Below are 24143 nucleotides of genomic sequence, written 5' to 3' on the forward strand. Positions count from 1 at the left end.
CTTCCTTTCCTTTAACCATTCCTGGTATTTTGGTGATTAAGATTTGATGAAAACTGTTTTAATAGCTGTATAGAATTCTATTGCTGATTGTCCTTGCTCGCGAGATCCAGTACTCGATGCTTTCATCCCGCCAAAAGGTGCTTGAAGTTCCACTCCTGCGCTTTCTGCATTGATGCGAACCAGTCCTACCTCAATCTCATCAATGAACTCAAGGATAGAACCTATATTAGTTGTGAAGATTGAAGCGCTCAATCCGTACTTTGTATCATTGGCGATGTCAATTGCGTTTTCTAAGTCTGTTGCACGTAGCAATGCAATAACAGGGCCGAAAATTTCTTCTTGAGCAATTCTCATTTCTGATTGCACATCTCCGAAAATCGCTGGCGTAATATAAAATCCTTTGTCAAACTCTTCACCCGTCAACACCTCTCCGCCAACTAATAGGGAAGCTCCTTCTTCTTTTCCGATTTCAATATAATTTTTCACTGTATTAAACTGACTTTCGCTAGCAGATGGGCCCATCCAAATTCCTTCTTTTAGCGCATCGCCCACAGTGATTTTTTTTGTTTCTGTGACCAACTTATCTACGAAACTATCGTAAACTTGCTCATCTACAATTACGCGGCTTGAGGCTGTACATTTTTGGCCGGATGACCGGAAAGCTCCGCTAATCACCGCTTCTACTGCTGCATCAATATCAGCGTCTTTTGTAACAATAACCGGGTTTTTACCACCCATTTCCAATTGAAATTTAATGCCGCGGGCTGCCGCTGATTTCGCTACACCTTCACCTACGTTTTCAGAACCAGTAAATGTAATCGCGTCCAGAAGAGGATGTTCAATCAAATCCTGGCCAATTACGGATCCTGAACCTGTGATGAAGTTCAGTACTCCAGCCGGTAGTCCTGCTTTAACGAAGCAATCTACTACTTTCGCAGCCGTAACAGCAGCTTCGGTTGCAGGCTTAAACACAACTGTATTACCATAAACAAGTGCAGGTGCAACTTTCCAAATCGGAATTGCTACTGGGAAGTTCCACGGCGTAATGATACCAACAACTCCAAGTGGCGTTCGTTTTGTAAACATAAGAGCGTCTTTGTCGGAAGATGGAATTACATCTCCCTCTTTCCTCATTCCTTCTCCAGCATAGTAGCGAAGAATTGCAACACCTCGTGCGGTTTCTCCTTTTGCTTCCGGAAGTGTTTTACCCATTTCCCTAGTCATTGTTTGAGCAATATCATCTATGTTTTCCTCAAGAATATTTGCAACTTTAAACAAATATTGTCCCCTTGCTGCTTGACCAATTTTCCTCCAAGCCTTTTTCGCTTCATGTGCTGCAACGACTGTTTTCTCTAAGTCTTCTTTGTTTGAGTTCTGAACGTAGCCTACTACATTTTCTTTATTTAACGGGCTAATGCTTTTAATTGTTTTCCGTGAAGATGACTCCACCCATTCGTTGTTAATCAGATTGTTGAATACTTTTTCTTTTGATAGCGTTTGCATAATTAGTTAGCTCCTTTAGAATTATTATTTTCAATATGGATTATTCCATTTCTATATTGACAGCCTGTTTTTTATGGCCAGAATACCCTGCAATCTGGGATAATCGCAATGCTAGATTTAGTATTTCATCTTTTGCTGCATCTTTTTTCGTTTCCCAACTGCTTTTCATCATTGTAAAACTGACACCAGCAATGATTTTATTTTCATAATTATAAATAGGGGCAGCTACGCAATGGAATCCAAGTGATGCTTCTTCATTCTCAATTGCATATCCATTGTGTTTGGCAAGTTGTACATTTTCGTAAAGTTCATCAAGAGATGATATTGTGTTTGGTGTTTTTTGTTCCCAATCACTGGATTCAAATCTTTTCTGCAATTCTTCTTTTGTATGTCCAATTAATTGTATTTTTCCGATTGAAGATGCGTAAGCTGGAAAACGCATTCCAGGATTGGTAACAAGTCGAACTCTTGAGTCCCCTTCCATTTTCCCAAGATAAATCACATCTTCTTCTTCCAAGATTCCTAGTTGAATATGTTCATTAATAACCGCAACTGAAAATCCCGCCTCTTTATGGAACGATTGAAGTATATTGAACTGGTTTAAATACGCCGCACTTAGTGCTCCGAGAGCAGGACCAAGATTATACGTATCACCTTCCTTTGTTATCCATTTTAAATTTTCTAAGGTATTCAACAGAGAAAACAAGGAACTTTTATTTATTTCCAACTCTCTTGATAAGTCTATCAATCGTAATTGATTTGGTGACTGACCTATCTTTTTTAAAACCATGTCTGTTCTTTCTATAGATGGAACCCAATACTTTTTTTCCATATACCTTATCACCTCTAGATTAAAAATAAATTACTTTGGTTTTCTATACAAAACCAGGTTCTCTTTGTTAAACTAAATATATCTTACCACGACCTTTCCGAGCACACAAGTGTTTATCAGATAATTTATAATATTAATTCCATTCCAGTGGAGTATGGAAGTTAATCGTTTAAAGTTTTAGTAGCCATAAAACCCGCTTTGGACAAAGTGTCCAAAGCGGGTTTTCACTTGTATTATTTGGGTTATGAATGATGCCGGTAAAATCTGTACACGCAACTTTAGCCGGAATGCAGGATAATCTGCTCCATGTCTGTCATGCTTTTTGTTTATATTGCCTTCCGCACAGTCTTCTCGATAAGATCCACGAAAATCTCTACTTACTTTTTTCTACATTTGATGAGGTACTTGTATTTTGTGGAAATGAAGAACGGAGAATTGCAAAAGATTCATACATAGTTTTGCAACGTGTATTGCAGACTCCATGTTGTTTTTGACATGGAGCCTCTACGAGCAAGATGCACATACCAAGATGCCTGGCACCACTAGATCCTTTATGAAAGGGATAAGTTAAGTGATCCGAATGATTAACGAATAAATCATAGCAGAGTAATTCATTGATTGTTTTGTCCCAAAACAAAACTTTCTCATGACTACAACTAGGATTGGATTGATGTCAATACAGTTCATATTTCGTAAAATGCCTGCAAACTCGCAGTTGGTAGTCTTACTCAACTTATACCGATTCAATCTGTAACTGATGCAGCAGAAACGCTGACGGAGTTGAGTGAGGAATTGAGTTTGGCGGTTAATCGGTTTAAGGTATAAGTATTGGAAAACCACTTAGGATACTTTTTCCTAAGTGGTTTTCATTTTCACTAATTTCCCAGCGGACTTTTATAAATAAGCTCAGAGTTTTATATCCTCCGCTGCATCAATGACATATCCTATTGTCGATTCTAATTGATTGAGCGGATCAAAATTACGTAATTCTTCATAATCAAGACCCGTAATCACTTCAATTTTTGAAATGGGTACTTGATATGTTTTATATTCACCATAAACAAATTCCAAATCCTCAATCAGATTCTTTTGAGTTTGCAAATAAGCGGTTGCAGATAGATTTCCATCTTTCTTTACAATGACAGCTATTTTCCAAAACTCTGCTGGTATCTGAACTCCCCTGTAAATAATGTCATCCATCCGAAAAACCGGCCCAGTAAACACTGTCACTTTAAGATTTAAGTTTTCGGCATTGTGCAAAATATAATTCTCCAGATCCAGCCAGCTTTTTTGATTCAGCTTACTCTCCTGAGGAGCACAATTTGTAAAATGGAACGTATCCTCATTTGCCTTTTTTGCTGAATCTCCCCAAACAGGATCTAGCCGGCGGACAAGATGCCCCCTATCAAGCGAATTATTTTTATATAATTCAGGGCCGCACTGGTATTCTGTTTTAATGCGGGAATCTAGATACCATTTGTCCTTACGACCAATCTTCATCAATTGATTGCCGTCAATATTCACCACCGTATAATAGGCTAAACGGCGTGACTTGCTCATGACAATTGAAAAATGCGTATAATGGAGCACATTACTCCCGTCTTTTAACTGGGCAATATCCTGTTCAAGATCAGACGGGAATATCGGATGTGGGACTTCATAATCAACACCAAGAAATTGAGTGTCATACCCCCTCGATGATTCATACCATGAATCGCTTAACTTCTCGACTTCCATCTCTTCAGGGGTATAATCGGGAACATCCCACCCCTTCACGATGTCATACAATAACAACTTTTGATCATTACTCAAGCTGCTGCCTTGCTCCGCGACAAACTGGACAATACTGCTTATACGAATCCCTTCATTGGCGATAAATTCGGTTCGGTTCTTTGGATCTGGAACGCCTGCATGGTGGAGAGAGATTACGATCCATTCGTCATTATAGACTGGTGAACCGGATGATCCGGGCATGGTATCAGTTGAGTAGTGAATATAATCCTCAAATACATCCATAATCTGATTTTCTCTGATTGCTACAGCTTTGGGGGCGCCCGAAGGATGTTGAATAATTGATACACATTCGCCAACCAACCCTTTTCCCGTTTGCGAGATGAGTGGCAAGAACCCAAAATCACTTACTTTTGTACCATCAGCTGACACTTCCTCTATCGCCACTAATGTAAAATCAAGCTTCTTATCCGTTATAAAGAAACGTTCAGGTGTAAAACGGAAGCTTTTCATCGGCCTTTCATTTAAGTCAAGATCAACTTCATAGTTAAATTGTGCGACACTGAACTGAGCCGAATTGTAATTCTCCAAAACATGATTATTTGTAAGCAATAAGGAAGGTGAGACAAGAAATCCTGTAGCATGTCCGAGAACTCTGCCTAAACGATCACGAATCTCGATTCTACAAACAGGAGTGGCTGCTTGTTGTCCTGCTTCAAGATAAGAAACAGGAAATAAATCATCTCGCCCAATAATACGTTCTATAGCAAGTCCATCACGTGGATCAATAATCGCTTTACGAGTTGCGACTCGCTCAGGCGTATCTACTTCAAAAGGATTTTTAGTTTGCAGTTCACTAGCAATTCGTTCACGTTCACTAGAACGAGCGATGTAACGCTTTAATGCTTGTTGTTGGTGCAAATCTACAAGATCCACATGGAGACTTTGAAACTTATCCAGTCGTTTAATAGACATGTTTACCCTCCCTAAATTAGTAAATCAAGCTATACAAATTGAAGTGAAGATTTATTTTGAATCTGATTCGACTCTCCCTGGTAAGGCGCCTACGCTAAATTTATACATGTATTCACAAGTCCAAATGAACACATTCTAATAGTTGTGATTATTCTAACACTAAGTGCATTTTTTTAAAAGTTACTTTATCAGTGGTTTTCAAGAAATTTTTAAACCAATAATAATCCACTATATTACTTTAGCCATTCGGAACCTGTTTTCATTGCTTTTATCCGGTTCTTAAGAGTGATAAAGGGGATTAATCGATTTAAGGTTTAAGTAATTCAAAAAAACGTATTGGACATTTTTCTGTCCAATACGTTTTTCATTTTTCTATCCTATATGAGCTGGATCTTCATTTCATAATTTGTGTTCTTAACAAGAAAGAAGTAACTGCCCCCCCATCGGCAGACGTGTGGACAATTACTCTTTCTTCTCGGTCAAATGGCATTTTCTATCCAACTATTTACACAGTCGAACGATATGCAATATCGACCATTAGTACATCTCCTATTCTACCATTATAGGACTGAATGTTCAAACACTTCTTTCTTTGTATATCTGGTAAATATATAATAGATTACCAGATGGAGCGCAATAACTCAGTCCTACATGCATTTGTTGACCTAAATACCTTCATATGTAGACATTGATTAGTGATTAAACTTAACACAATTATTTTTCAGTAGCATGCGTATTTAGGACTTGCTACAACTTAATAGTTAAGAAACATTCACTCATGATATGTAACATGTACTACTAACGGAAAAATCCCTCTTATTATCTCAGCCGCACTAGTGATTATGCGCTAAAGAGAATTCCTCTTTTATAAGACTTCCGAATCGATTATTTAATCTATTCATTATTGATTAGACTGAATAATCAGTCCGTGATATAATGCACAAGAGGGTAACCTAAAATTATCCTTGGTTTTTAATGGATATTTAATACTCATTTACGGAAGCAAGTTTACTTAGTGTAAAGGTATTACATAATAAAGCGGTGATTTTCTTTATGTCGCTCAAATGATATAACTGAAATTTTGGTAGCTATCAAAAAACGCGGTAAATCTTCCCTTCACAAAGTATGAAGGCTAGTCCCCAGAAAATTTCCGTCATTTCTTGTAAAAATTAAGCATATACATACTGACTGTACATATACATAATAGTAGGGCTAATCATATAACTTTTTATCCCTACAGAAATTGCATCTAGATTTCAGTTCATTTACGGAGAATGCATAACCGATTGTTGAGCACTTCCAATTGAAAGGAGGTGAAAACCAATGACAACATACGAAATACTAAGTTTACTCATGACACTATCTGGTGGATGGATTGCTTTTATGTCGGTGTCGTTGTCAGTTATCTTTTTCTTATCAAGAAAGGAGTAATCGCCCCCCATCGGCAGACGTGTGGACAATTACTTCTTTCTTCTCGGCAAAATACTTTTTCTGCCCAACCCATTACACCATCGTACGATGCGCAACGTCGACCATGATTTTGTCTTACAGGTTACTAGTGTAGGACTGAGTGATTAAACGCCCAGTCCTTTTTTATTCTATGTCTCATTTTCTATATTATGATGAATTGCTATCGGAAGTGCAATACTTTTCGCTAGATTAATAGCCTAATCTAGATTTCTTCGTACTTAGTTATTAATCCTAGATTACGGTTACGCATATAGGATCTACTACAACTCACTAAGTACGTTCCGTTTCATTATAGTATGTAGCAAGCACTACTAATAGAAACAAATAGTTTACTATCTTTACTGCCACTGTGACTAAATACTGGTGAAATCTCTTTTTAACTAGATTTCTAATCATACGAGGAGGTATATAGTGGATAATTTTGCACATGTAATCCCATATGAAGTGGTTTTCCAAGTGAATGAGGCCAATGAAGTTCCACCGGGTGTGGCATTAATTCAAGCACCCGCAATTTGGAAGGAAACAAAAGGAAAAGGAATCACGGTAGCGATCCTGGATACAGGATGCGATCGTACACACCCCGATTTACAAGAACAGATTATAGGCGGTCGGAACTTTACGGACGATGATGGAAGCAATCCTGATATTTACCTCGATTACAATGGTCATGGTACTCACGTTGCCGGAACGATTGCTGCACAACAGAACGATATAGGCGTAGTTGGAGTAGCTCCTGAAGCGAGTTTGCTGATCGTAAAGGTATTGAATAGAAAAGGCTCAGGGCAATATGGTTGGATTATCAACGGTATTAATTATGCTATTGAACAGAAAGTGGATATTATTTCTATGTCACTAGGCGGACCAACTGATTTGCCTGAACTTCATGAAGCGATTCAAAAAGCCGTAACTAATAATATACTCGTAGTTTGTGCGGCTGGGAACGAAGGTGACGGCGACGATTCAACAGACGAATTCGCCTTCCCAGGCTATTATAACGAAGTCATTAGTGTAGGGGCCATAAATCTTGAACGTCGCCCTTCTGATTTTACCAACTCTCATAATGAAATCGATTTAGTTGCTCCAGGTGAAAAGATCCTCTCTACTTATTTAAACGGGAAATTTGCAACATTAAGTGGAACGTCAATGGCTGCCCCCCATGTTTCCGGAGCGCTTGCCCTCATCAAAGGGTTCGTCAACAACAGTTTCGGCCGAGAACTTTCAGAACCAGAGCTCTACGCCCAGCTAATTAAAAGGACCGTTCCACTAGGGTTGTCGCCAAAGCTTGAAGGTAACGGACTCGTTTATTTAACGGTCCTTGAACATTTGACAGGTATATTTGAGAAAGAAAGTAAAGCGTTGGTTTTGAGTGCACAGTGATTTAATTAATAAGTGGTGTACTAGCATTTTTTCAGGTTTCTTTAATCAAAACGCGGTCTGGTATTTCCGGGCCGTGTTTTGTTATTCTGATTAGCGTAGAAGATGAAGTAGGCCTCGTGATTGTTGGTTGGCTTTGCCGCTATATCTTTCATTCAAAGAATAAACTACATATTCACCTCAGCATGATCCGTTTGAGGATTGGCGCGTTTGACGGATTTTATCATCACATATTTGTTTTCCGAATTACGTTTGAACTTGGAAACTCGCACTTGTGCGGTGCACAGCGTACTCATTTTTATACTTCCACAGAAATGAGCTGATCTCCTAGTGAAGTATAGGGTATAGCTGTTTTTCCAGAGAACTGAATTCATTCTTCAATGTATCCAGTTCACCATTCAACCTCTCAATTTCAATTGCTGAAAGTGTATGTTCTACAGCGTACTCTGCTATCCTTTTCATTTCATGAAGCTTTACATTCATCTCATCCAAGATACAAACCCGTTCCTTAGTCCATTGAAGCTGTTGTTCAAGGTGTTGCTTCTGTTCTTGTTGGTCTTGATCCATGTTGTTTCCTCCTAGTTAACGACTTCTTAGTATCCTTATAGGGCTAGATGTATGTTGACAGTGGGTGGTTTTACAAATTTCATTTGCACAGCTGATTTATCAGTATCGCGTTCGAGGCTACTACAAAAAAACAAGTTGTGCTTTCACTTCAATAGTTATTACCCGCTTCTTTCGGCAATTTAATTGGCGAATTATTTGTTTCCTTGATTCTCTAGATAACCTTATTCTTTTTTTACTACTTGCGATAAAACACTGGTTTATATCAATATCTTCTCTTCTTCCAGTTGCACCAGCAGCTGATACACTCATTCAGGCGAAAATCGTATGGAGACAGAAACAATTAAGTTTTGAAATTTCACACCGCTTAAAAGAACCGTAAAAAAGTGAATTAGATTTAATGGGGTTAATCCTTCTTTAATAAATGAAATGATAGACTTTTGTAGATGTTTCACGTATGAATATGATATAATCGCCCTATAATTAGAAAAGCTGAACGTCTGAGAAACGTCCAGCTAATCACAGTCACACACCGCTTGAGAGCGGTTGACCAAAGGTAACAAATAAGAGTGTGTTAAAAAGAAGTAACCCCCACGATTATCCTCTGGAAAGGTAATGGGCGGTTACTTTTTTTTGATTTGTGATAACTATAGCCACTATTATCGCTACAACGGCTGTTAATGCTGCAGCAAGGAATATACCGAATTGAAACAGCATATTCATAGCTTCAAAAGTTACCATCATCTATAACACGGGCCCACACGACGTGGGTCATGCAGACGTTGCCGCAGGACGCGGCGATCTTAGTCTGCCTTTCATTTTTAAAAAGGGAGTGTCAACCACCCATCTGCTTTATGCAACTGCTGTTCTTAGTTTAACATGGCCGTGGTATGAATACGATGTCTATTCGAGTTAAAATGACGAATGATTCCACCTATTGCGTAAAAGTGCAAAGAAGATTGGATCTTGTCCTCACCCTCCCCAATTTTTCAGTGGACGACTTTTTGATAAAGATCATTTTTTTTAATGTATTCATAGCAGGAGCCTGGCAATAAATACTGCGGTTCTCCCCCCATTTCAAATTCCTGTCGAATATATGTCGAACTTATTTCCATCGCTAATCCTTTATCTAACAATTGGAATCTACCATCATCATGATTACGTAGAATAGGTGATTTCGAAATCGTGCTCAGAATGTCAATCCCATTTCTAGCCATCACGATAAATTTATTTCGACTAATTAACTCTTCCGCCAATCGCCATTCTCCTTTGCCGATATCCACCAGCAAATCAGCACCCATGATGAAATAAAAATCTGCATCTGGGAACGTTTCTTTGAAATACTCCATTGTGTAATACGTATAGTGATCACCTGGTAATACTTCTAGTTCGTAATCATCCAAGATGAATTTAGGATTATTGTCAATTGCTAACTTTAGCATTTCCACTCGATGCTTGTTTTGCGTTTGCACTTGTTTATCTAACCGTTTGTTCGATGAAGGGAGAAATATAACATAGTCCAATTTTTTACGATGTGCGACTGTTGAGGCTGTCCACAAATGAACGTTGGTCACAGGGTCGAAAGATGAACCGTAAATACCTATTTTCATGCCTTTTTCAAACATTTTCTTGATGTCTTTCCCAGGATTTAGCTCTTGAAGATGTGCTTTTAGTTTTTCTGTCTTTTGCATCATAAGTCATTCCTCCAACGTGTAAGTTTTGTATTTCTTCATTAGCTATTTAGCTTCTGTACTTTTTCTTGTTCCTCACGAATATTTCTCATTTTATTATCCCAACATTTCTGACTTAAATCCACAGGATACTGTTCTGGATTCAAGGTACGCTTATATTCATCCCACAGGAGGTTTAAATTATTTTTAGCAAACGCTTGAATTTCCTGTATAGTTGGGGACACATACACAAGCTCTCCCTCTACAAAAATGTCCTGATGTAATTCGATTGCTTCAAAGTTCGTCACAAACTTCGAGATAAACGTATGAGTCGGGTGAAACATTTTTAATTTTTCTTCCGCTTGCGGATTCTCATCCATCATAGCAATATAATCACCTTCAGCACGATTATTCACCTTATTCACAATACGATACACTCTTTTCAATCCAGGTGTTGTTACTTTCTCTGGATTCCCAGATATTTTAATTGTGTCAACCATCTTCCCGTTATCATCCTCAATCGCCACCAATTTATAAACAGCACCCAGAGCTGGTTGGTCAAATGCGGTAATCACTTTTGTTCCGACACCCCACGCATCAATTTTTGCTCCTTGTGCCTTCAAGTTCATAATGGTTTTTTCATCTAAGTCGTTTGAAGCAACGATTTTCGTTTTTCTAAATCCCGCTTTATCCAACATTTTTCGAGCTTCTTTTGATAAATAAGCCAAGTCGCCACTATCTAAACGAATCGCATTAAAATTAATGCTATCTCCCAGTTCCTTCGCTACTTGAATAGCGATCGGTACACCAGACCGCAACGTATCATAGGTATCCACTAAAAACGTACATTCTTTATGTCGGCGAGCGTATTTATGAAATGCTTTGTATTCATCTTTATACGCTTGAACCATAGAATGTGCGTGCGTTCCAGCCACAGGGATGCCAAACATCTTACCGGCTCTCACATTACTCGTTGCGGAAAATCCTGCAATATACGCCGCCCTTGTTCCCCAAACTGCCGCATCAAACTCATGTGCACGTCTCGTTCCAAATTCCATTACCGTTTGTTCTCCCACCACTTGTTTGATACGTGCTGCTTTCGTCGCAATGAGTGTTTGGTAATTTACAATATTCAAGAGAGCTGTCTCTATCAACTGAGCCTCTGCCAAGCTTGTTTCGACTTGTAGAATCGGTTCATTCGCGAAAACCAATTCCCCCTCTTTCATTGCTCGAATCGTTCCATTAAAGCGCACCGTTTGCAAATAGGCCAGGAAGTCTTCTTCATAACCCAATTCTTCACGTAAATAAGCAAGATCACTATCCGTAAAACGATACTCTTGAATAAATTCAATGATTCGTTCCAATCCTGCAAAAATACCGTAACCCGTTTCAAAAGGCAACTTGCGGAAATAGAGTTCAAACACTGCTCGTTTGTTATGCATATTATCTTCCCAATACGTTTCCGCCATGTTAATTTGGTACAAATCCGTGTGTAGTGCTAGCCCATCATCTTGATATTTTTTAGTCATTTACTTTTCCTCCTCTATAATAGTGCCGCTTCTTTTATTGTACAAACAGCCGTTTTTTGTTCGTCTTCACAACATGAATTCGGTTGAATTTACAATATGAATGCCATACTTCTTTTGAAGTTCTTTAAGTGCATGTTCTGTTGATTTTTCAAATCCAGGGATGGGACTCATGCAGTCATCCAACAAATAAATCTTTGATGGCAATTCATGCTTGTCACCGTAGTACTCGACGATCTGCCGAACGGATTCCAATACACAGTGAGATTTTGCTTCCCCAGCGATAACAATTTTATCGTAAGCGAGTAGGGAATGAAGAAACGCATAATTTGTTCCGTCTGTTTTAGCATACTCCGGTTTAATGATTCCGTACATTTCACTTAATGGATCTTGCCCTTTCACAATCTTTTGTATGTTGGACTGCCGTATCACGGAATGATAGTGAACCATATTCGAAAACTGACCTTCTAAGGCTGCGCCATATGTCCCTTCAATGCAATGATAAGGCCATATCACCAATTGTTTTTTCCCTAAACGCTCCAACTGAATAATGTATGCCAAGCTTTCTTGTTGTTGTTCTACAGCCATCCATTTTCCTTGTTCAACATCTTCTCTTGTGATGACTGTAAATGGAACAGGATGATTTCCTTCTCCATCTACCCACCAACTCGGATGGAATAGTTGATGCAATTCATGTGTATCTAACGACAAGGCAATCGTCGTCACCTTATCTAGGTTTTGATAAAGGAACTTAGTTACCCGTTCAACATCCTTATGGGAATTTGGGACACCTAATTCTCCGTTTTCCATAAAGTCATTTTGAAAATCAATCCCCATAAACAACACTTTTTCAACATCTTCTCTTGAAGGTGTAATTTTCTCCGCATTCGCAAGAACCATTAATTCATTGAATCCCTTCGCATTCTCAATTCCGATTCTTGAAACATCAACGATTTCCTCAAATTTAGTTTTCATCATTTTCAACACACTCCTTTAGTTTAAATTATATTAACAATTGCACATTTGTTAATTGTTATGCCGAAAAATAATAATCACTACCGTTTCTTTGATTTACGATAGATTATGGACACCTGACTGCCTGTAACAGGAGGCATCCATATTTCATTGAATCATAAATTTAGCGCCAAATCGAAGGGGTAATGTCTACATCTACAAATCGGTATAATTTTGATGGCCGTTTCGTAGTGCTTGTCGGATCTGCTGTTTTAGGAACTTGATTGTTGTCTAACGCTTCTACGATGAAAGGCAGATTTGGTGCTTTCCTAAAGAACGCAGGCTTACTATTCACAACAGGATCATTAATAATCGCAAGCAACACCTGGCGTAAATCTTCCAACTTGAATTCTTCTGTTAAAAAGTTTTTAACCACCGTTGTTTGAAACACATCTTTTCGAACGGCTTCCAATGCATCTTTAATCACTTGGTAATGGTCAAAAGCCAAATCTAACGCAAAGAATTCATCTATCGTGAATAATTGAACATCGTCTGCATCATCAGCAGCTTCCCTACTTTTAATGTTTTCTTCAGGAACAATTGCGTAATGAGCATTAGATAATATCCATCCGCGTTTATCTCTACCTAATTTGTCATACACACCATAGTGTTCAATGTGAATGCCGTCTACAGCTGTTTCTTCTTTTAGTTCCCGCTTAGCCGCTTCGTAAGCTGTTTCTTCTGGATGGATAAACCCTCCTGGTAAAGCCCACTTTCCGCCTTCGATGTTAGGTTCACCTTCTGCATCGAACACTGCCCGCTTAATCAACATCAAAGCTAATGAGTGATGAGAGGTCGATTCACTTCCAACAGTCGATTCCTCATTTGGGATTAACGTAAATATCGCAATATCACTTGTATAGCCATCTGGCGTTCTGTACTGACTTGAATCATAATTTTGTAGTGCATCTTCTTCAGTTTTAAATTTGGACATCTGATTTCATCTCCTTTGCTTAAAAATCAAAAACCTTCTACTCAATTAACAATTACCAAACCGTTAATTTAAGTATATATCAGGTAAATAATAAAAGCAAGAAAAGCTTTCTGTATATTAAAAATCAGTGTCTGTGCAACACCACTAGCGTTGTGTCATACACAATGACGAATATTTGACGCTTACCATACAAAAATCCCGAATCGGGGAACTTTTTTCAAAGTGTCCGTGATTCGGGGTACAGTTCGCTAGTTTCAAAGGATTGCCTTCTTTTCTAAGCAATTGTCGTTCCCCCGAATTGTCTAACGAAATTTTTTTCACATTGTTGTCCCCTAAACCTCAATTCCCTTCTATATAAAGAATAAAGGGGATATTCTTTATGACAACTTACCTAACGGAATACGCACACTTCACAAACAAACACGATTTAGACGCAGCAACAAGGCAACACGTACTCACGAACTGGAACGACATGAATCAAACAGAGCGGGCTGTTCTTGATATGATCCGTCGCTACTCTGTTAAATATGGCGCTGCACACTTGAAACACGAAACAATCGAAAAGGCCATTAAGAAATCCAATGCAACTGTACGCCGCGCCATTCGCAAATTAGAAAAGCTTGAAATTATCGAACGTATTCACTATATCCGCCCAGTCATGAGCGGTCTAGGCGCTAATATTTACGTCATTAAACCTACTAATGACCAGTCGAAATTGAACACCCCAGAGAGTACTGAAAAGCCTCTTGGCAGTAAGGTGGAACCCGCTAAACCGCAAACTGAAGCTTTTCTTTCTAAAGCGATAAAACCTAAAGACCTTAAAAGAACGTCTCCTCCGGAAATTCTGCCTACTACACTTTTCGGTAAAATGAAATCTCTTCTTTCTTCAACAATCGGAGAAAGTAAATTAGCACGTAATTTTTACGGCGTCTACCGGAAACAGTCCCTGCAAATGCTTCAATTTAGTATTCACGAAGACAAAGGAGAACTGTTCGAGCAATTAGCCATGCATGCCCTTCGTATTGCGGTTCAAACAACTAAACAGAAAAAAATCCGGAATCTGCCCGGCTATTATTCGGGTGTTTTGCGCGAACTCATCGGCAAGGCTTTATTCAGCGAGGCTTTTATGGATTATGATATAGCCGTTGAAGGGTTTTACTATCGTTGAAATTATTGTGGGGGTGCTGCCTGCACTCCAGAAAACAATTAAAAGTTCATACAAAGCTGAAATATCAGGTGGTGCAACATGCGCCATCGACGGCGGCAAAATCATCTAAAGAGGAAGTGCAATAACCTAAAAGAATAAAAGTATTAAAAAAGAACTTGTCGAGAACGATCTCGACGTTGTGTCTGTCATTGATTATTTGAATGCCTTAGCTTGCAAGCAATTTAAAGCGTTTTCGGAGACGACTGCACAATTGGTGAAAGGGTATTTTAGTGAAGGGTACACAGTAGCGGATTGAAAAAAAGTCATTGACAGGAAGGCTAAGAATTAGCTGGATGATCCACATTGGCTGAAGTATTTTCGCCCTTTCACGAGAACTATTTGGAACAATCGAGGCTTTCATTTCAGCATAAAAAATAACCCATCCTCGCGTTGACCGCTCAGATGAGTTATTCCTTTTTATAAAGTTATTTTTTTTCAACAATAATCCCGTCAAAAGCTGCTTTATAAATTGTGTAAATATCGTCTTTTCCTAAAGGCATTGGGCTACGCGCTAAAATACGTTTTTGCTCAATCGCGTCATTTGTTAGGCTCTCTAGTGCTTCTTCTGTAACATTAAAGCCTTTTAATGTGGATGGAATGTTCACGTCTTCTACTAAACGTTTTAATTCTGCAACACATTTATAAGAAGCTTCTTCTTGTGAAATATTGGCAGAGCTAAAGCCCATAGCATCGTAAATATCTTTCATACGTTTTTCACAGCTTTGGCGAATATAACCCATTACATACGGAAGTAATACGGCGTTTGAGTCTCCATGTGCGATGTGGAATTGACCACCAATCGGATAAGCTAATGCATGAACGCCGGCAACTCCTGCATTGAAGAATGCAAGACCAGCAAGATAGCTTCCGTAGCTCATATCCGTGCGAGCTTGTTTGTCTTCACCGTTCGATACTGCAGTACGGATAGCATTACTGATTAAGCGAACTGCTTGTAAAGCAAGTGCATCAGAAATAGGGCTCGCATTTTTCGAGATATAAGCTTCCACTGCATGAGTTAGTGCATCGACACCCGTAGCAGCGGTTACTTTTGGTGGTAAAGAGATGGTTAAAGCAGGATCTACGATTGCCACATCTGCTAATAAGTAATCGTGTGTTACAACGTCTTTTGTTGTCTCCAGTGATAATACAGAAATATTCGTTACTTCTGAGCCTGTACCTGAAGTAGTCGGGATTAAGATTGTAGGAAGCCCTTTTTTTGTAATTTGTTTTGTACCAGTTAAATTTAAATAATCAGCCACGTTACCTTCATGCGATGCTAATACACCTGCGAGCTTTGTTAAATCTAATGCACTACCGCCACCAATGCCGATAACCATATCAAATTCGTTATCACGCGTGTATGCAACTAGCTTTTCACCAATTGCTAACGGTGGTTCGGGTACGACGTCTGTATAAACTTCAGTTGAGTAGCCAGCGTATTCTAGAGGTTCTACGACTTTATTAGTTAATCCGATATCTTTTAAAAATGGATCTGTAATTACAAGAATTTTTTTCACGTTAAAGCGATTTACTTCTTCTATTAGGTGAGATAGTGAATCCCAGCCGGTATAACTAATTGGTGTGAATGTAATTTTTTCAGACATGCTGTTCACTCCTTAATTGTGATTCCAAACTACTAATTTTGTTTCTGTCATTTCACAAATTGCGTATTTTAAGCCTTCTTTACCAGTACCACTTTCTTTCACTCCACCGTATGGCATATGGTCCACTCGGTATGTTGGAATATCATTAATCATGACACCGCCAACTTCTAATTGTTTAGAAGCATGGAAAGCTGTTTGGATATCATTCGTAAATATACCTGCTTGAAGACCGTAGTTTGAATCATTAATCGCTGCGATACCTTCTTCAACGGATGAAATACGATTAACTACGACGATTGGTGCAAATACTTCCTGGCAAGAAACTTTAGAAGTGGACGATACATTCGTCAGAATTGTTGGCATGAAAACCCCATTTTCAGTTGTGCCTCCTGTTACAATTTTAGCCCCGTTTTGAACTGCTTCTTCCACCCAATTCATAGCACGCTCTTGCTCACTAGGATTAATCATTGCAGAAATATCCGTCGATTCATCGAATGGGCTTCCAATAACAAGTTGCTTTGTCGTTTCAGTAAATTGTTTGATAAATTCCTCAAATAATTCATCCATTACATACGTACGCTGCAGGGAAATACAAACTTGACCTTGGTTTGAGAAGGCACCCATGACACATTTAGGTACAATTTGAGATAAATCAACACCTTTGTCGATAATTAACCCAGCGTTTGACCCTAACTCAAGTGCAACTTTTTTCAAACCTGCCTTATTGCGAATTCCGATGCCAACAACAGGACTACCAGTGAACGTAATCATTTTCACTTTGTCGCTTTCAACTAAAGCATCACCAACCGTTTTACCACTACCTGTAATGACATTGAAGGCACCTTTAGGTAAAGCTGTTTGGTCAACCAATTCAGCTAAAAACAGTGCTGAAAGGGGAGTTTGTGATGCTGGCTTCAAAACAATTGTGTTACCAGCTGCAATTGCAGGACCTACTTTATGTGCAACTAAATTTTGTGGAAAGTTGAAAGGTGTAATAGCCCCGATTACTCCTATCGGCTGTTCAATTGTGTATCCAAAGCGATTTGCTCCGTTTTTCGCGGCGTCCATCGGAATCATTTCGCCAGTCAAACGTTTTGCTTCCTCTGCTGCAAATTTATATGTTTCAATTGTGCGGTCAATTTCACCTAATGCATACTTAATCGGTTTTGCAGCTTCTAACGAAATTAATTCAGCTGCTTTTTGACGATTGTCGGCAAGTAATTGAGCGATATGCTCCAAAATGGCCGCACGCTCATAGGCAGTGAGTTCTGCCATTTGTTTTTTTGCAGCGTCAGCCACCTTGATCACTTGTTCTACCTCTTCACGAGTCGCTTGTGGAATGTATGCAATGACTTCTTTTGTGTGTGGCGACTTTAGTTCCGCAATTTTTTCTGAAGACTTCCATTCACCATTTACATAATATTGCTTGTTCATCGAATCATCCTTTCTTATTGTGCTTTTTCTGTATCTGATTGTTGATCTTTGGAAAATGTATTGTCAACTTCTCCTTTGAAGAAATTTTTACCGTAAATTAATAAGCAAAGCAATATACCCACAGCAAATGCCCATGTAGCACCTTTGATGCAAAGAACAGCAGCGATAATGCCTGCAATACCTAAATCTGTTTGGCTGCGCGCTTCAAGTACACCAACTTTCACACTTACGTAACCTTGAATTAACATAGTTAACGCTAAAGCAACACCTAAAATTGGTTGTACTAAGCTAACGATTGGTAGTAAGGCTAAACCTGTATTCGTACCCCAACGGAATGATCCGATACCTCCGAAGAACGAATCCATTGCTTTACGTCCTTTTTTATAACGCTCAATCATGACTACTTGCATTGCCGTCCAGTTCGGACCAGACATTGTAACGTCTGGACCTAAAATACTCATGAAACTGTTACGCAAACCGAAAATTAAGTGTGCTCGACTTGGCAGATACTCAACTTTTTCATCAGGACGCGCTGCTGCACCATCGGCAATTAATGCTTTACTTTGTAATACATCACCGAATAGCACGATGTAAGCTGCCAAAACCGTTGGCAATCCAGTAACGAACATCATTAGTGGGGGTAAACCTAAACCAAATATTGTGTATTCACTCCATAGGGTAATGAAGTCCGGAGATGAGAAGCCCCATTGAATAGTTGGCCATGGTGCTTCACCAAATAATGGTGCAATTACAACTGCGATAATTATAACTGGGAAGATACCTAATTTAGCTATTATGCCCAAGAATGGATTACGTTTTTGGAATGTAGCAAAATGTTTTGAAAATAAAAGGTAGAAACCGATTCCTATTGCAATTGTAATTGTCCATGGAAATTCGTCGAATTTACCTCCGATTTGAAATACAGAAATAACAGCTGCTAAACCTGCACCTAGGATAATGCCCGCTTTCATGGCAGAAGGGATTAATTGAACTACTTTTGTTGCTAAGCCTGTTGCACCAAGGAATATCGAGAGTAATCCAAGTGTCATCTGGAAAGCGATTAACGAGTGAACTCGTTCGGGTCCTTCAGGGAACTGCTGACAGTACAGTATAATTAACGGAATAGCTGGTGTAATCCAGCCTGGCACAACTGGGTCACCTAGTAAATGGTGAGTCAAATAGAAAAGCCCGTTTAAAATTACAATTGCTAAAGCTACTTCAAACGGCATTCCAAGTAAAGATACTAATAGTGGTATTGCTGACAAATCGACTGCACACATAAGTAGTCCTTGAATATAGTCTGGCCACTCAAAACGATAATGGATAAAAGGTAAGCGAATTTTAAAAGGTCCTGCTGGTATGTACGGCGATTCTTCCCCATATTTCCGGTCTTTCCATTTCATAAACTTATTTCTCCCCCCTGCTAATAAATACACCCCTTACAAAACTAAAAAAACTTGATATATGAATACGTAACCATTTAAAATAAAAAAATATATTACAAAATGGTTACGTATTCATTTTGGGTGAAAATTTAAAACAAACCTATAAAAATTTGTTTTAAATTTTCTGAGTTGTAGTTCTATCAAACACTTTAACAGATTCCGTAATCTGTATGCAACTCTTTTTTTTATTTTCAATCATTTCAATTAACTTCTGAATTGCCAAATAACCAAGATTTTGCTCAGAAATGCTACCGACAGTAGTTAGCTGGATTAACCCGTAACTGCTCAAATCTACATTGTCAATTCCAATAATGCTTATGTCATCTGGTACAGTTAATTTTTCTCGAATCGCATCGTCGATTAAATATAGTGCAAGTGAATCTGCACCAGCACAAATGGCAGTAGGACGCTGTTCCAACTGCATTAATTCATGAAAAGCACGTGTAATATCTTGTTTGGAAGTGTCTGTATTGAAAATATATTGTGTAGGTAACGGTAATTTATAATCTTTCATCGCTTGAAGGAATCCCAGATAACGGTTGTTGAATGTGCTAACATTTAATGTTCCGCCAACCCATGCGATGGCTGTATGACCTTTTTCAATCATATGTTTTGCCGATAAATAGCCTGCTTCGAAATTATCAATTTCTACAAAACACTCATTATTTTTGTGCTTTCGATTATATGTAATGAAAGGAATATCCATTCGTTTAAGCTTTTCAAATATCGGATCGTCGATTAATATACAAGATAAAATTACGCCGTCTACTTTATGTTCGATAGCAGTTGCATAGGCTTCAGGTAATTTTTGGTCATTTACGAATTGTACGTTCACACGATAACCCATTTTAGTAGCATAGTTGACGATGGCTGATGTTGTATCAACAAAAAAAGGGTTATGTAGTGGCCCTGATATAAGAGCAATCGTACCGGTTCTATTTTGAACAAGTGAACGTGCATGTCCATTTGGTACGTAATGTAAATCGTTGATCGCTTTCATAACTTTATCGAGGGTGTTTTTTTTTACAGATGCCGGAGTGTTTAATACACGTGAAACAGTCGTTTGGGAAACGCCTGCATGTTTTGCGACGTCTTTCGATGATACCAAAACAATCCCTCCTTTTAAATTGATAATACAGCATGTTAAACAAAGTTGCTATATGTTACTACCTCAACTTTCGCATACCAAAATTGGCAGATAAGCCTTGATATAGCTGGGCAAATTAAACGGTACCTATTAACAAACAATAACGGACAATTCACCCAATTGTATGAAAATACAAAGAAGATTAGATATTAAAGTAAATACCTAATCCACGCCTTATAAATATGTAATTGTGTGTGTGGTGCCTATGCACGAAAGTTTCATGTTTATTTCAGCAAACATAAAACTTTCATGGAAGGATCAACTCAGGATTGTATTTGAATTGTGTGGTGCACCTATCACCTCATTTATCAAGGATTGGCGGCCACATCGGGATTAGATTGGCACGGTTCAATTTGATTTTAAATGCATATTCATCAAACCGATAATAAAAAGTGATTTTTTCGATGAGCTTGTTCTGAGTGCTATAGGTCAGTCTCTCTGCTTTTAAAAGAGGCGAACCTTCAGGTACATCCAACGCTTTCCCTAACGCTTCGCTCGCTGGGCATGCTTCAATCGATTGAATAGCTTCTCCCAGAGTAATACCTAGCTTATTTTCGAGTAATTCATAGATCGTATTGTTTTCCAATTCATTCTTTGTTAATTTTTCTCCAAGATTGTAGGGTATGTATACTTGAGCAAAAGCTATTGGTAATTCCTCGACGGTATGGAGCCGCTCGATATAAAGACAATGGGAATCGATTTCACTATCTTTTTCTTGCAAAAAAATATTTAGTGTAGATACCATTTCAAGTTTTGTTATTTTTACTTGAGGATGGTAACCACTATTCTTGATAATATCTGAAAGGCTTTGCAACTGATCTAACGTTTGTTCTACCTTTTTCGGTTTTACAAATGTACCTTTCCCTTGACTCGTAAGTACAAGGCCTTCTTTTCCCAAAATCTCAACAGCCTTGCGAATCGTTATTTTACTAACTTGAAATCGTTCTTCCAACTCACGCTCAGATCCAATTTTCTCGCCAGGCTTTATTTTCCCACTCAAGATTTCCTGTTTTAACACGTTTGCTATCTGAAGATACATGGCAATTGGATTATCTCTAGATACAGTCAATAGTACCAACTCCAACAAATTTTCTAATAGAAAAAACCAACAGGATAAATCTGATTTTTTCTATTGCCATATTAGTATATCGTATATTTTCCATTTCCCTCATTTTATATTCAAATAGCCCTTTTCACAATTTACTTGAAAAGGGCATATTTTATTGTTCATTCAGTGAACTGTAGTTTTTATTTGAACGCTTGAAGAAAACTCTTCGAAAGCGCTTACAACCAATTGAATATCTTCATCCGTAATTTGATAATGTACAACCATCCGTACCTGTTTTCCTCCAATATTCTTCACTTTAATTCCTTTAGTAGCTAAAAAATCAATCAAAAGTTTTGAATCCCACTCTTCGTGTGAAATTACAGGTGAAACGATGTTAGTTTGTACGTCTTCTGCTTGAATTTTAATCCCATCTACTGTTGAAAGACTTGCAGCTAATAGCTTTGCTTTTTTATGATCTTCTGAAAGTCGATCGATCATATGATCTAATGCATAAATGGCAGGTGCTGCAATTATTCCAGCTTGACGCATTCCTCCACCAAGTCTTTGACGGTTAATTGTTGCTGTTTCGATAAACTCTTTTGTTCCCGCCAAAATCGAGCCGATTGGACACCCAAGCCCTTTCGTTAAACAAAATTGCACAGCATCCACTTCCCGGCATATTACATCCGGGGTAACTCCTAACTCAATAGCTGCGTTGAAAAGACGAGCACCATCTAAATAGACTGGAATGGAATGTTTATTAGCAATCGCCCTTATCTCTTTCATATTTTCAAGTGATACAATTTGACCCTTGTTCAGGTTATACGTATTCTCTAGACAAATTAAACTTGTTTTCGGTCTTTGAATATCTCCAATTTGAATACGGCTCTCTATTTTGCTTGCATCGTAAATTCCATCTAGGACTTCAATCGTACGAATTTGTACTTGAGCTACTACAGCTGCGGCTGCACCTTCTAGCGTATAGATATGCGAATCTTCTCCCATAATCACTTCTTCTCCCCGATTACAGAGACTCATCAACGTGATTTGGTTAGCCATTGTTCCCGAGGTAACCAATAATGCTGCTTCCATTCCTAACAGTTCAGCCGCCTTTTTTTCCAATTGGTTGACGGTAGGATCTTCTCCCATAATAGAATCTCCTAAAGGCGCATTCCGGATTGCTTCAATCATTTCTGCCTTTGGTAAAGTAACCGTGTCGCTTCTTAAATCAATTACTCTCGCTAGTGACATGTAAATTCCCCTCCAAAACTTCTGCCTCGTTCTCTTTTTTCCCGAAGAATCGGTTAACAATTAACGCCAGCGCTCCGTCTCCAGTGATGTTTGTAGCTGTACCAAATGTATCTTGTACCATAAATAGTGCTAACATTAATCCAAGGCCTACTTCATCGAAACCTAAGATAGACTGTAATATTCCAAGCGTTGCTAAAACCGAACCACCTGGGACACCTGCAGCTCCCGTTAAAACAATACCCAAAACGATGATAAATACAATGATTAAACTAACCGGTGGCAACGCCCCTTGTGTTAAAACGGAAACTGTAATTGCACTAATCGTTAGTGTAAGTGCCGCACCGGCAGAATGAATATTTGCACATAATGGCATTACAAAGTCTGCAATTTTTTTATCCATCCCTGGAATAGTCTTTGCCTGTCTTAAAGAGATTGGCATAGTTGCAGCACTCGACATCGTACCCATTGCAGTAATATAAGCCGGTAACATGCATTTGAGCGCGGTTAATGGATTGGATTTCGAAATAATACCAGCAACTGTATATTCAATTACCAACCAGATAAGTTGTAAGATGATAATTAGCAACAACATCTTTCCAAAAACTGCTATAGCACCTGAAAGCTCCCCTTTTGCCGAGATCCCTACAAAGATACAAAAAATGAAAATTGGGATAATTGGAATCATGAATCTCCTAATTACCACATCAATAATCTCTTTTAACTCATCAACTACGTCTGCAATAATTCTCGATTTTCCCCAACTTGCCGCCAACCCAATCACTATCGCTAAAACTAAAGCCGACATGATGTCCATTAGTGGAGGAAAAGCAATTTCTACAATTGGCTCTCCAATTACTTTAGCTGTAGTCTCCGAAAATGATCTCCCATTAACAAATCCAGGAATGACAATATATGAAGTAACAGCCGCTATGGTACAAGCGATGACAGTATCTATATAAGATAAGCCAACCGTCACTGATAGTAACTTCCCTGCACTTTCCTTTAATTGTGCAATACTAGCAGCTATGAAACTAAAGATGATTAACGGAATAAAAAACTTAATCAAATTGCCCAAAATCACTCTTCCTGTTTCTGTAATACTCGTCAACCATTGAGGAGCATAAATCCCGACAACGATTCCAAGCAATAATCCTATCAATAGTTTCGGGATTAAACCTAGCTTCATCAGTAATTCCTCCATTCGTTTAATAGTTCAATCAGCTAATACAATTATTCCCTTACTAATTTCATAGAATGAAAAAACACTTATCGCTCACTCATTTTTAGCCTCCCTATTTTTTGATTTATCACAACATATTATATGTTGTTATATAATATGTTGTCAATACTGAATATTGGTTATTTTCTTTCAATTAAATGTATTAATAGAGAATTATTTAAAGGATGCTTAATG

General features: G+C 38.4%; 18 protein-coding genes. 2 read left to right on the top strand and 16 right to left on the bottom strand.

Annotated features, from left to right (window positions below):
* Positions 1-36 precede the first annotated feature (36 nt).
* The 3 genes from gucD to ACP8HG_RS11805 form a co-directional block, all read right to left on the bottom strand.
* Complete coding sequence (gene gucD, locus ACP8HG_RS11795) at positions 37-1503, bottom strand: alpha-ketoglutaric semialdehyde dehydrogenase GucD (protein ID WP_399628561.1); 1467 nt, start codon at positions 1501-1503, stop codon at positions 37-39.
* Between the two features lie 40 nt (positions 1504-1543).
* Positions 1544-2335 (bottom strand): IclR family transcriptional regulator, encoded by a 792-nt coding sequence (locus tag ACP8HG_RS11800; RefSeq protein WP_399628564.1) that lies wholly within the window; start codon positions 2333-2335, stop codon positions 1544-1546.
* Positions 2336-3241: 906 nt separating this feature from the next.
* Positions 3242-5041: a DNA/RNA non-specific endonuclease gene (locus tag ACP8HG_RS11805; RefSeq protein ID WP_438296370.1), complete on the bottom strand. Its 1800-nt coding sequence runs from the start codon at positions 5039-5041 to the stop codon at positions 3242-3244.
* Between the two features lie 1881 nt (positions 5042-6922).
* Here ACP8HG_RS11805 and ACP8HG_RS11810 point away from each other — a divergent pair.
* Positions 6923-7888 carry a S8 family peptidase gene (locus ACP8HG_RS11810; protein ID WP_354312315.1) on the top strand — a complete coding sequence of 322 codons (966 nt, stop codon included), beginning with the start codon at positions 6923-6925 and terminating at the stop codon, positions 7886-7888.
* 324 nt (positions 7889-8212) lie between these two features.
* On the opposite strand, the gene ACP8HG_RS11815 is transcribed toward ACP8HG_RS11810, so the two are convergent.
* The 6 genes from ACP8HG_RS11815 to ACP8HG_RS11840 form a co-directional block, all read right to left on the bottom strand.
* The gene (locus ACP8HG_RS11815) at positions 8213-8452 is read right to left on the bottom strand and encodes a hypothetical protein (RefSeq protein WP_354312313.1); all 240 of its coding nucleotides are present in this window, start codon (positions 8450-8452) and stop codon (positions 8213-8215) included.
* 594 nt (positions 8453-9046) lie between these two features.
* Complete coding sequence (locus tag ACP8HG_RS11820; protein ID WP_438296373.1) at positions 9047-9193, bottom strand: putative holin-like toxin; 147 nt, start codon at positions 9191-9193, stop codon at positions 9047-9049.
* Between the two features lie 245 nt (positions 9194-9438).
* Positions 9439-10074 carry a nicotinate-nucleotide adenylyltransferase gene (gene nadD / locus ACP8HG_RS11825; protein WP_438298651.1) on the bottom strand — a complete coding sequence of 212 codons (636 nt, stop codon included), beginning with the start codon at positions 10072-10074 and terminating at the stop codon, positions 9439-9441.
* 107 nt (positions 10075-10181) lie between these two features.
* On the bottom strand, positions 10182-11648 hold the full coding sequence (locus tag ACP8HG_RS11830; protein ID WP_438296375.1) for a nicotinate phosphoribosyltransferase: 1467 nt from the start codon (positions 11646-11648) through the stop codon (positions 10182-10184).
* A 66-nt stretch (positions 11649-11714) separates the two neighbouring features.
* A complete protein-coding gene (locus ACP8HG_RS11835; protein ID WP_438296377.1) occupies positions 11715-12623 on the bottom strand; it encodes a hypothetical protein in 909 nt (302 codons plus the stop codon).
* 160 nt (positions 12624-12783) lie between these two features.
* Positions 12784-13593, bottom strand: coding sequence for an NUDIX domain-containing protein (locus ACP8HG_RS11840; RefSeq protein ID WP_438296379.1), 810 nt, complete (start codon positions 13591-13593; stop codon positions 12784-12786).
* Positions 13594-13972: 379 nt separating this feature from the next.
* On the opposite strand from ACP8HG_RS11840, the gene ACP8HG_RS11845 reads away from it, so the two are divergent.
* Positions 13973-14761 (top strand): helix-turn-helix domain-containing protein, encoded by a 789-nt coding sequence (locus ACP8HG_RS11845; RefSeq protein WP_438296381.1) that lies wholly within the window; start codon positions 13973-13975, stop codon positions 14759-14761.
* A 464-nt stretch (positions 14762-15225) separates the two neighbouring features.
* Here ACP8HG_RS11845 and ACP8HG_RS11850 read toward each other — a convergent pair whose 3' ends face one another.
* The 7 genes from ACP8HG_RS11850 to ACP8HG_RS11880 all read right to left on the bottom strand — a co-directional run bounded on the left by ACP8HG_RS11850 (position 15226) and on the right by ACP8HG_RS11880 (position 23915).
* The gene (locus ACP8HG_RS11850) at positions 15226-16404 is read right to left on the bottom strand and encodes an iron-containing alcohol dehydrogenase (protein WP_438296383.1); all 1179 of its coding nucleotides are present in this window, start codon (positions 16402-16404) and stop codon (positions 15226-15228) included.
* A gap of 12 nt (positions 16405-16416) precedes the next feature.
* Entirely contained in the window at positions 16417-17838 is a 1422-nt protein-coding gene (locus ACP8HG_RS11855) for an aldehyde dehydrogenase family protein (RefSeq protein ID WP_438296385.1), read from the bottom strand.
* Positions 17839-17852: 14 nt separating this feature from the next.
* Positions 17853-19241 carry a hypothetical protein gene (locus ACP8HG_RS11860; RefSeq protein ID WP_438296387.1) on the bottom strand — a complete coding sequence of 463 codons (1389 nt, stop codon included), beginning with the start codon at positions 19239-19241 and terminating at the stop codon, positions 17853-17855.
* Positions 19242-19398: 157 nt separating this feature from the next.
* Positions 19399-20391, bottom strand: a complete 993-nt coding sequence (locus tag ACP8HG_RS11865) for a LacI family DNA-binding transcriptional regulator (protein WP_338655540.1) — start codon at positions 20389-20391, stop codon at positions 19399-19401.
* Between the two features lie 340 nt (positions 20392-20731).
* Positions 20732-21499, bottom strand: coding sequence for a GntR family transcriptional regulator (locus ACP8HG_RS11870; RefSeq protein ID WP_438296389.1), 768 nt, complete (start codon positions 21497-21499; stop codon positions 20732-20734).
* A 162-nt stretch (positions 21500-21661) separates the two neighbouring features.
* Entirely contained in the window at positions 21662-22729 is a 1068-nt protein-coding gene (locus tag ACP8HG_RS11875) for a threonine aldolase family protein (protein ID WP_438296391.1), read from the bottom strand.
* Positions 22707-23915: a cation:dicarboxylate symporter family transporter gene (locus tag ACP8HG_RS11880; protein ID WP_438296393.1), complete on the bottom strand. Its 1209-nt coding sequence runs from the start codon at positions 23913-23915 to the stop codon at positions 22707-22709. The genes ACP8HG_RS11875 and ACP8HG_RS11880 overlap by 23 nt, the downstream gene beginning before the upstream one ends.
* Positions 23916-24143: the final 228 nt, after the last annotated feature.

The sequence above is a fragment of the Sporosarcina sp. FA15 genome (assembly GCF_051550195.1).
GTDB classification, from domain to species: domain Bacteria; phylum Bacillota; class Bacilli; order Bacillales_A; family Planococcaceae; genus Sporosarcina; species Sporosarcina psychrophila.

What these genes read in the sequence shown, in the direction of transcription:
- ACP8HG_RS11830 (WP_438296375.1), bottom strand. Translation starts at nt 11,648, where the DNA reads ATGACTAAAAAATATCAAGATGATGGGCTAGCACTACACACGGATTTG.
- nadD (WP_438298651.1), bottom strand. Translation starts at nt 10,074, where the DNA reads ATGTTTGAAAAAGGCATGAAAATAGGTATTTACGGTTCATCTTTCGAC.
- ACP8HG_RS11855 (WP_438296385.1), bottom strand. Translation starts at nt 17,838, where the DNA reads ATGAACAAGCAATATTATGTAAATGGTGAATGGAAGTCTTCAGAAAAA.
- ACP8HG_RS11805 (WP_438296370.1), bottom strand. Translation starts at nt 5,041, where the DNA reads ATGTCTATTAAACGACTGGATAAGTTTCAAAGTCTCCATGTGGATCTT.
- ACP8HG_RS11820 (WP_438296373.1), bottom strand. Translation starts at nt 9,193, where the DNA reads ATGATGGTAACTTTTGAAGCTATGAATATGCTGTTTCAATTCGGTATA.
- ACP8HG_RS11835 (WP_438296377.1), bottom strand. Translation starts at nt 12,623, where the DNA reads ATGATGAAAACTAAATTTGAGGAAATCGTTGATGTTTCAAGAATCGGA.
- ACP8HG_RS11860 (WP_438296387.1), bottom strand. Translation starts at nt 19,241, where the DNA reads ATGAAATGGAAAGACCGGAAATATGGGGAAGAATCGCCGTACATACCA.
- ACP8HG_RS11850 (WP_438296383.1), bottom strand. Translation starts at nt 16,404, where the DNA reads ATGTCTGAAAAAATTACATTCACACCAATTAGTTATACCGGCTGGGAT.
- ACP8HG_RS11800 (WP_399628564.1), bottom strand. Translation starts at nt 2,335, where the DNA reads ATGGAAAAAAAGTATTGGGTTCCATCTATAGAAAGAACAGACATGGTT.
- gucD (WP_399628561.1), bottom strand. Translation starts at nt 1,503, where the DNA reads ATGCAAACGCTATCAAAAGAAAAAGTATTCAACAATCTGATTAACAAC.
- ACP8HG_RS11840 (WP_438296379.1), bottom strand. Translation starts at nt 13,593, where the DNA reads ATGTCCAAATTTAAAACTGAAGAAGATGCACTACAAAATTATGATTCA.
- ACP8HG_RS11845 (WP_438296381.1), top strand. Translation starts at nt 13,973, where the DNA reads ATGACAACTTACCTAACGGAATACGCACACTTCACAAACAAACACGAT.
- ACP8HG_RS11875 (WP_438296391.1), bottom strand. Translation starts at nt 22,729, where the DNA reads ATGTCACTAGCGAGAGTAATTGATTTAAGAAGCGACACGGTTACTTTA.
- ACP8HG_RS11880 (WP_438296393.1), bottom strand. Translation starts at nt 23,915, where the DNA reads ATGAAGCTAGGTTTAATCCCGAAACTATTGATAGGATTATTGCTTGGA.
- ACP8HG_RS11815 (WP_354312313.1), bottom strand. Translation starts at nt 8,452, where the DNA reads ATGGATCAAGACCAACAAGAACAGAAGCAACACCTTGAACAACAGCTT.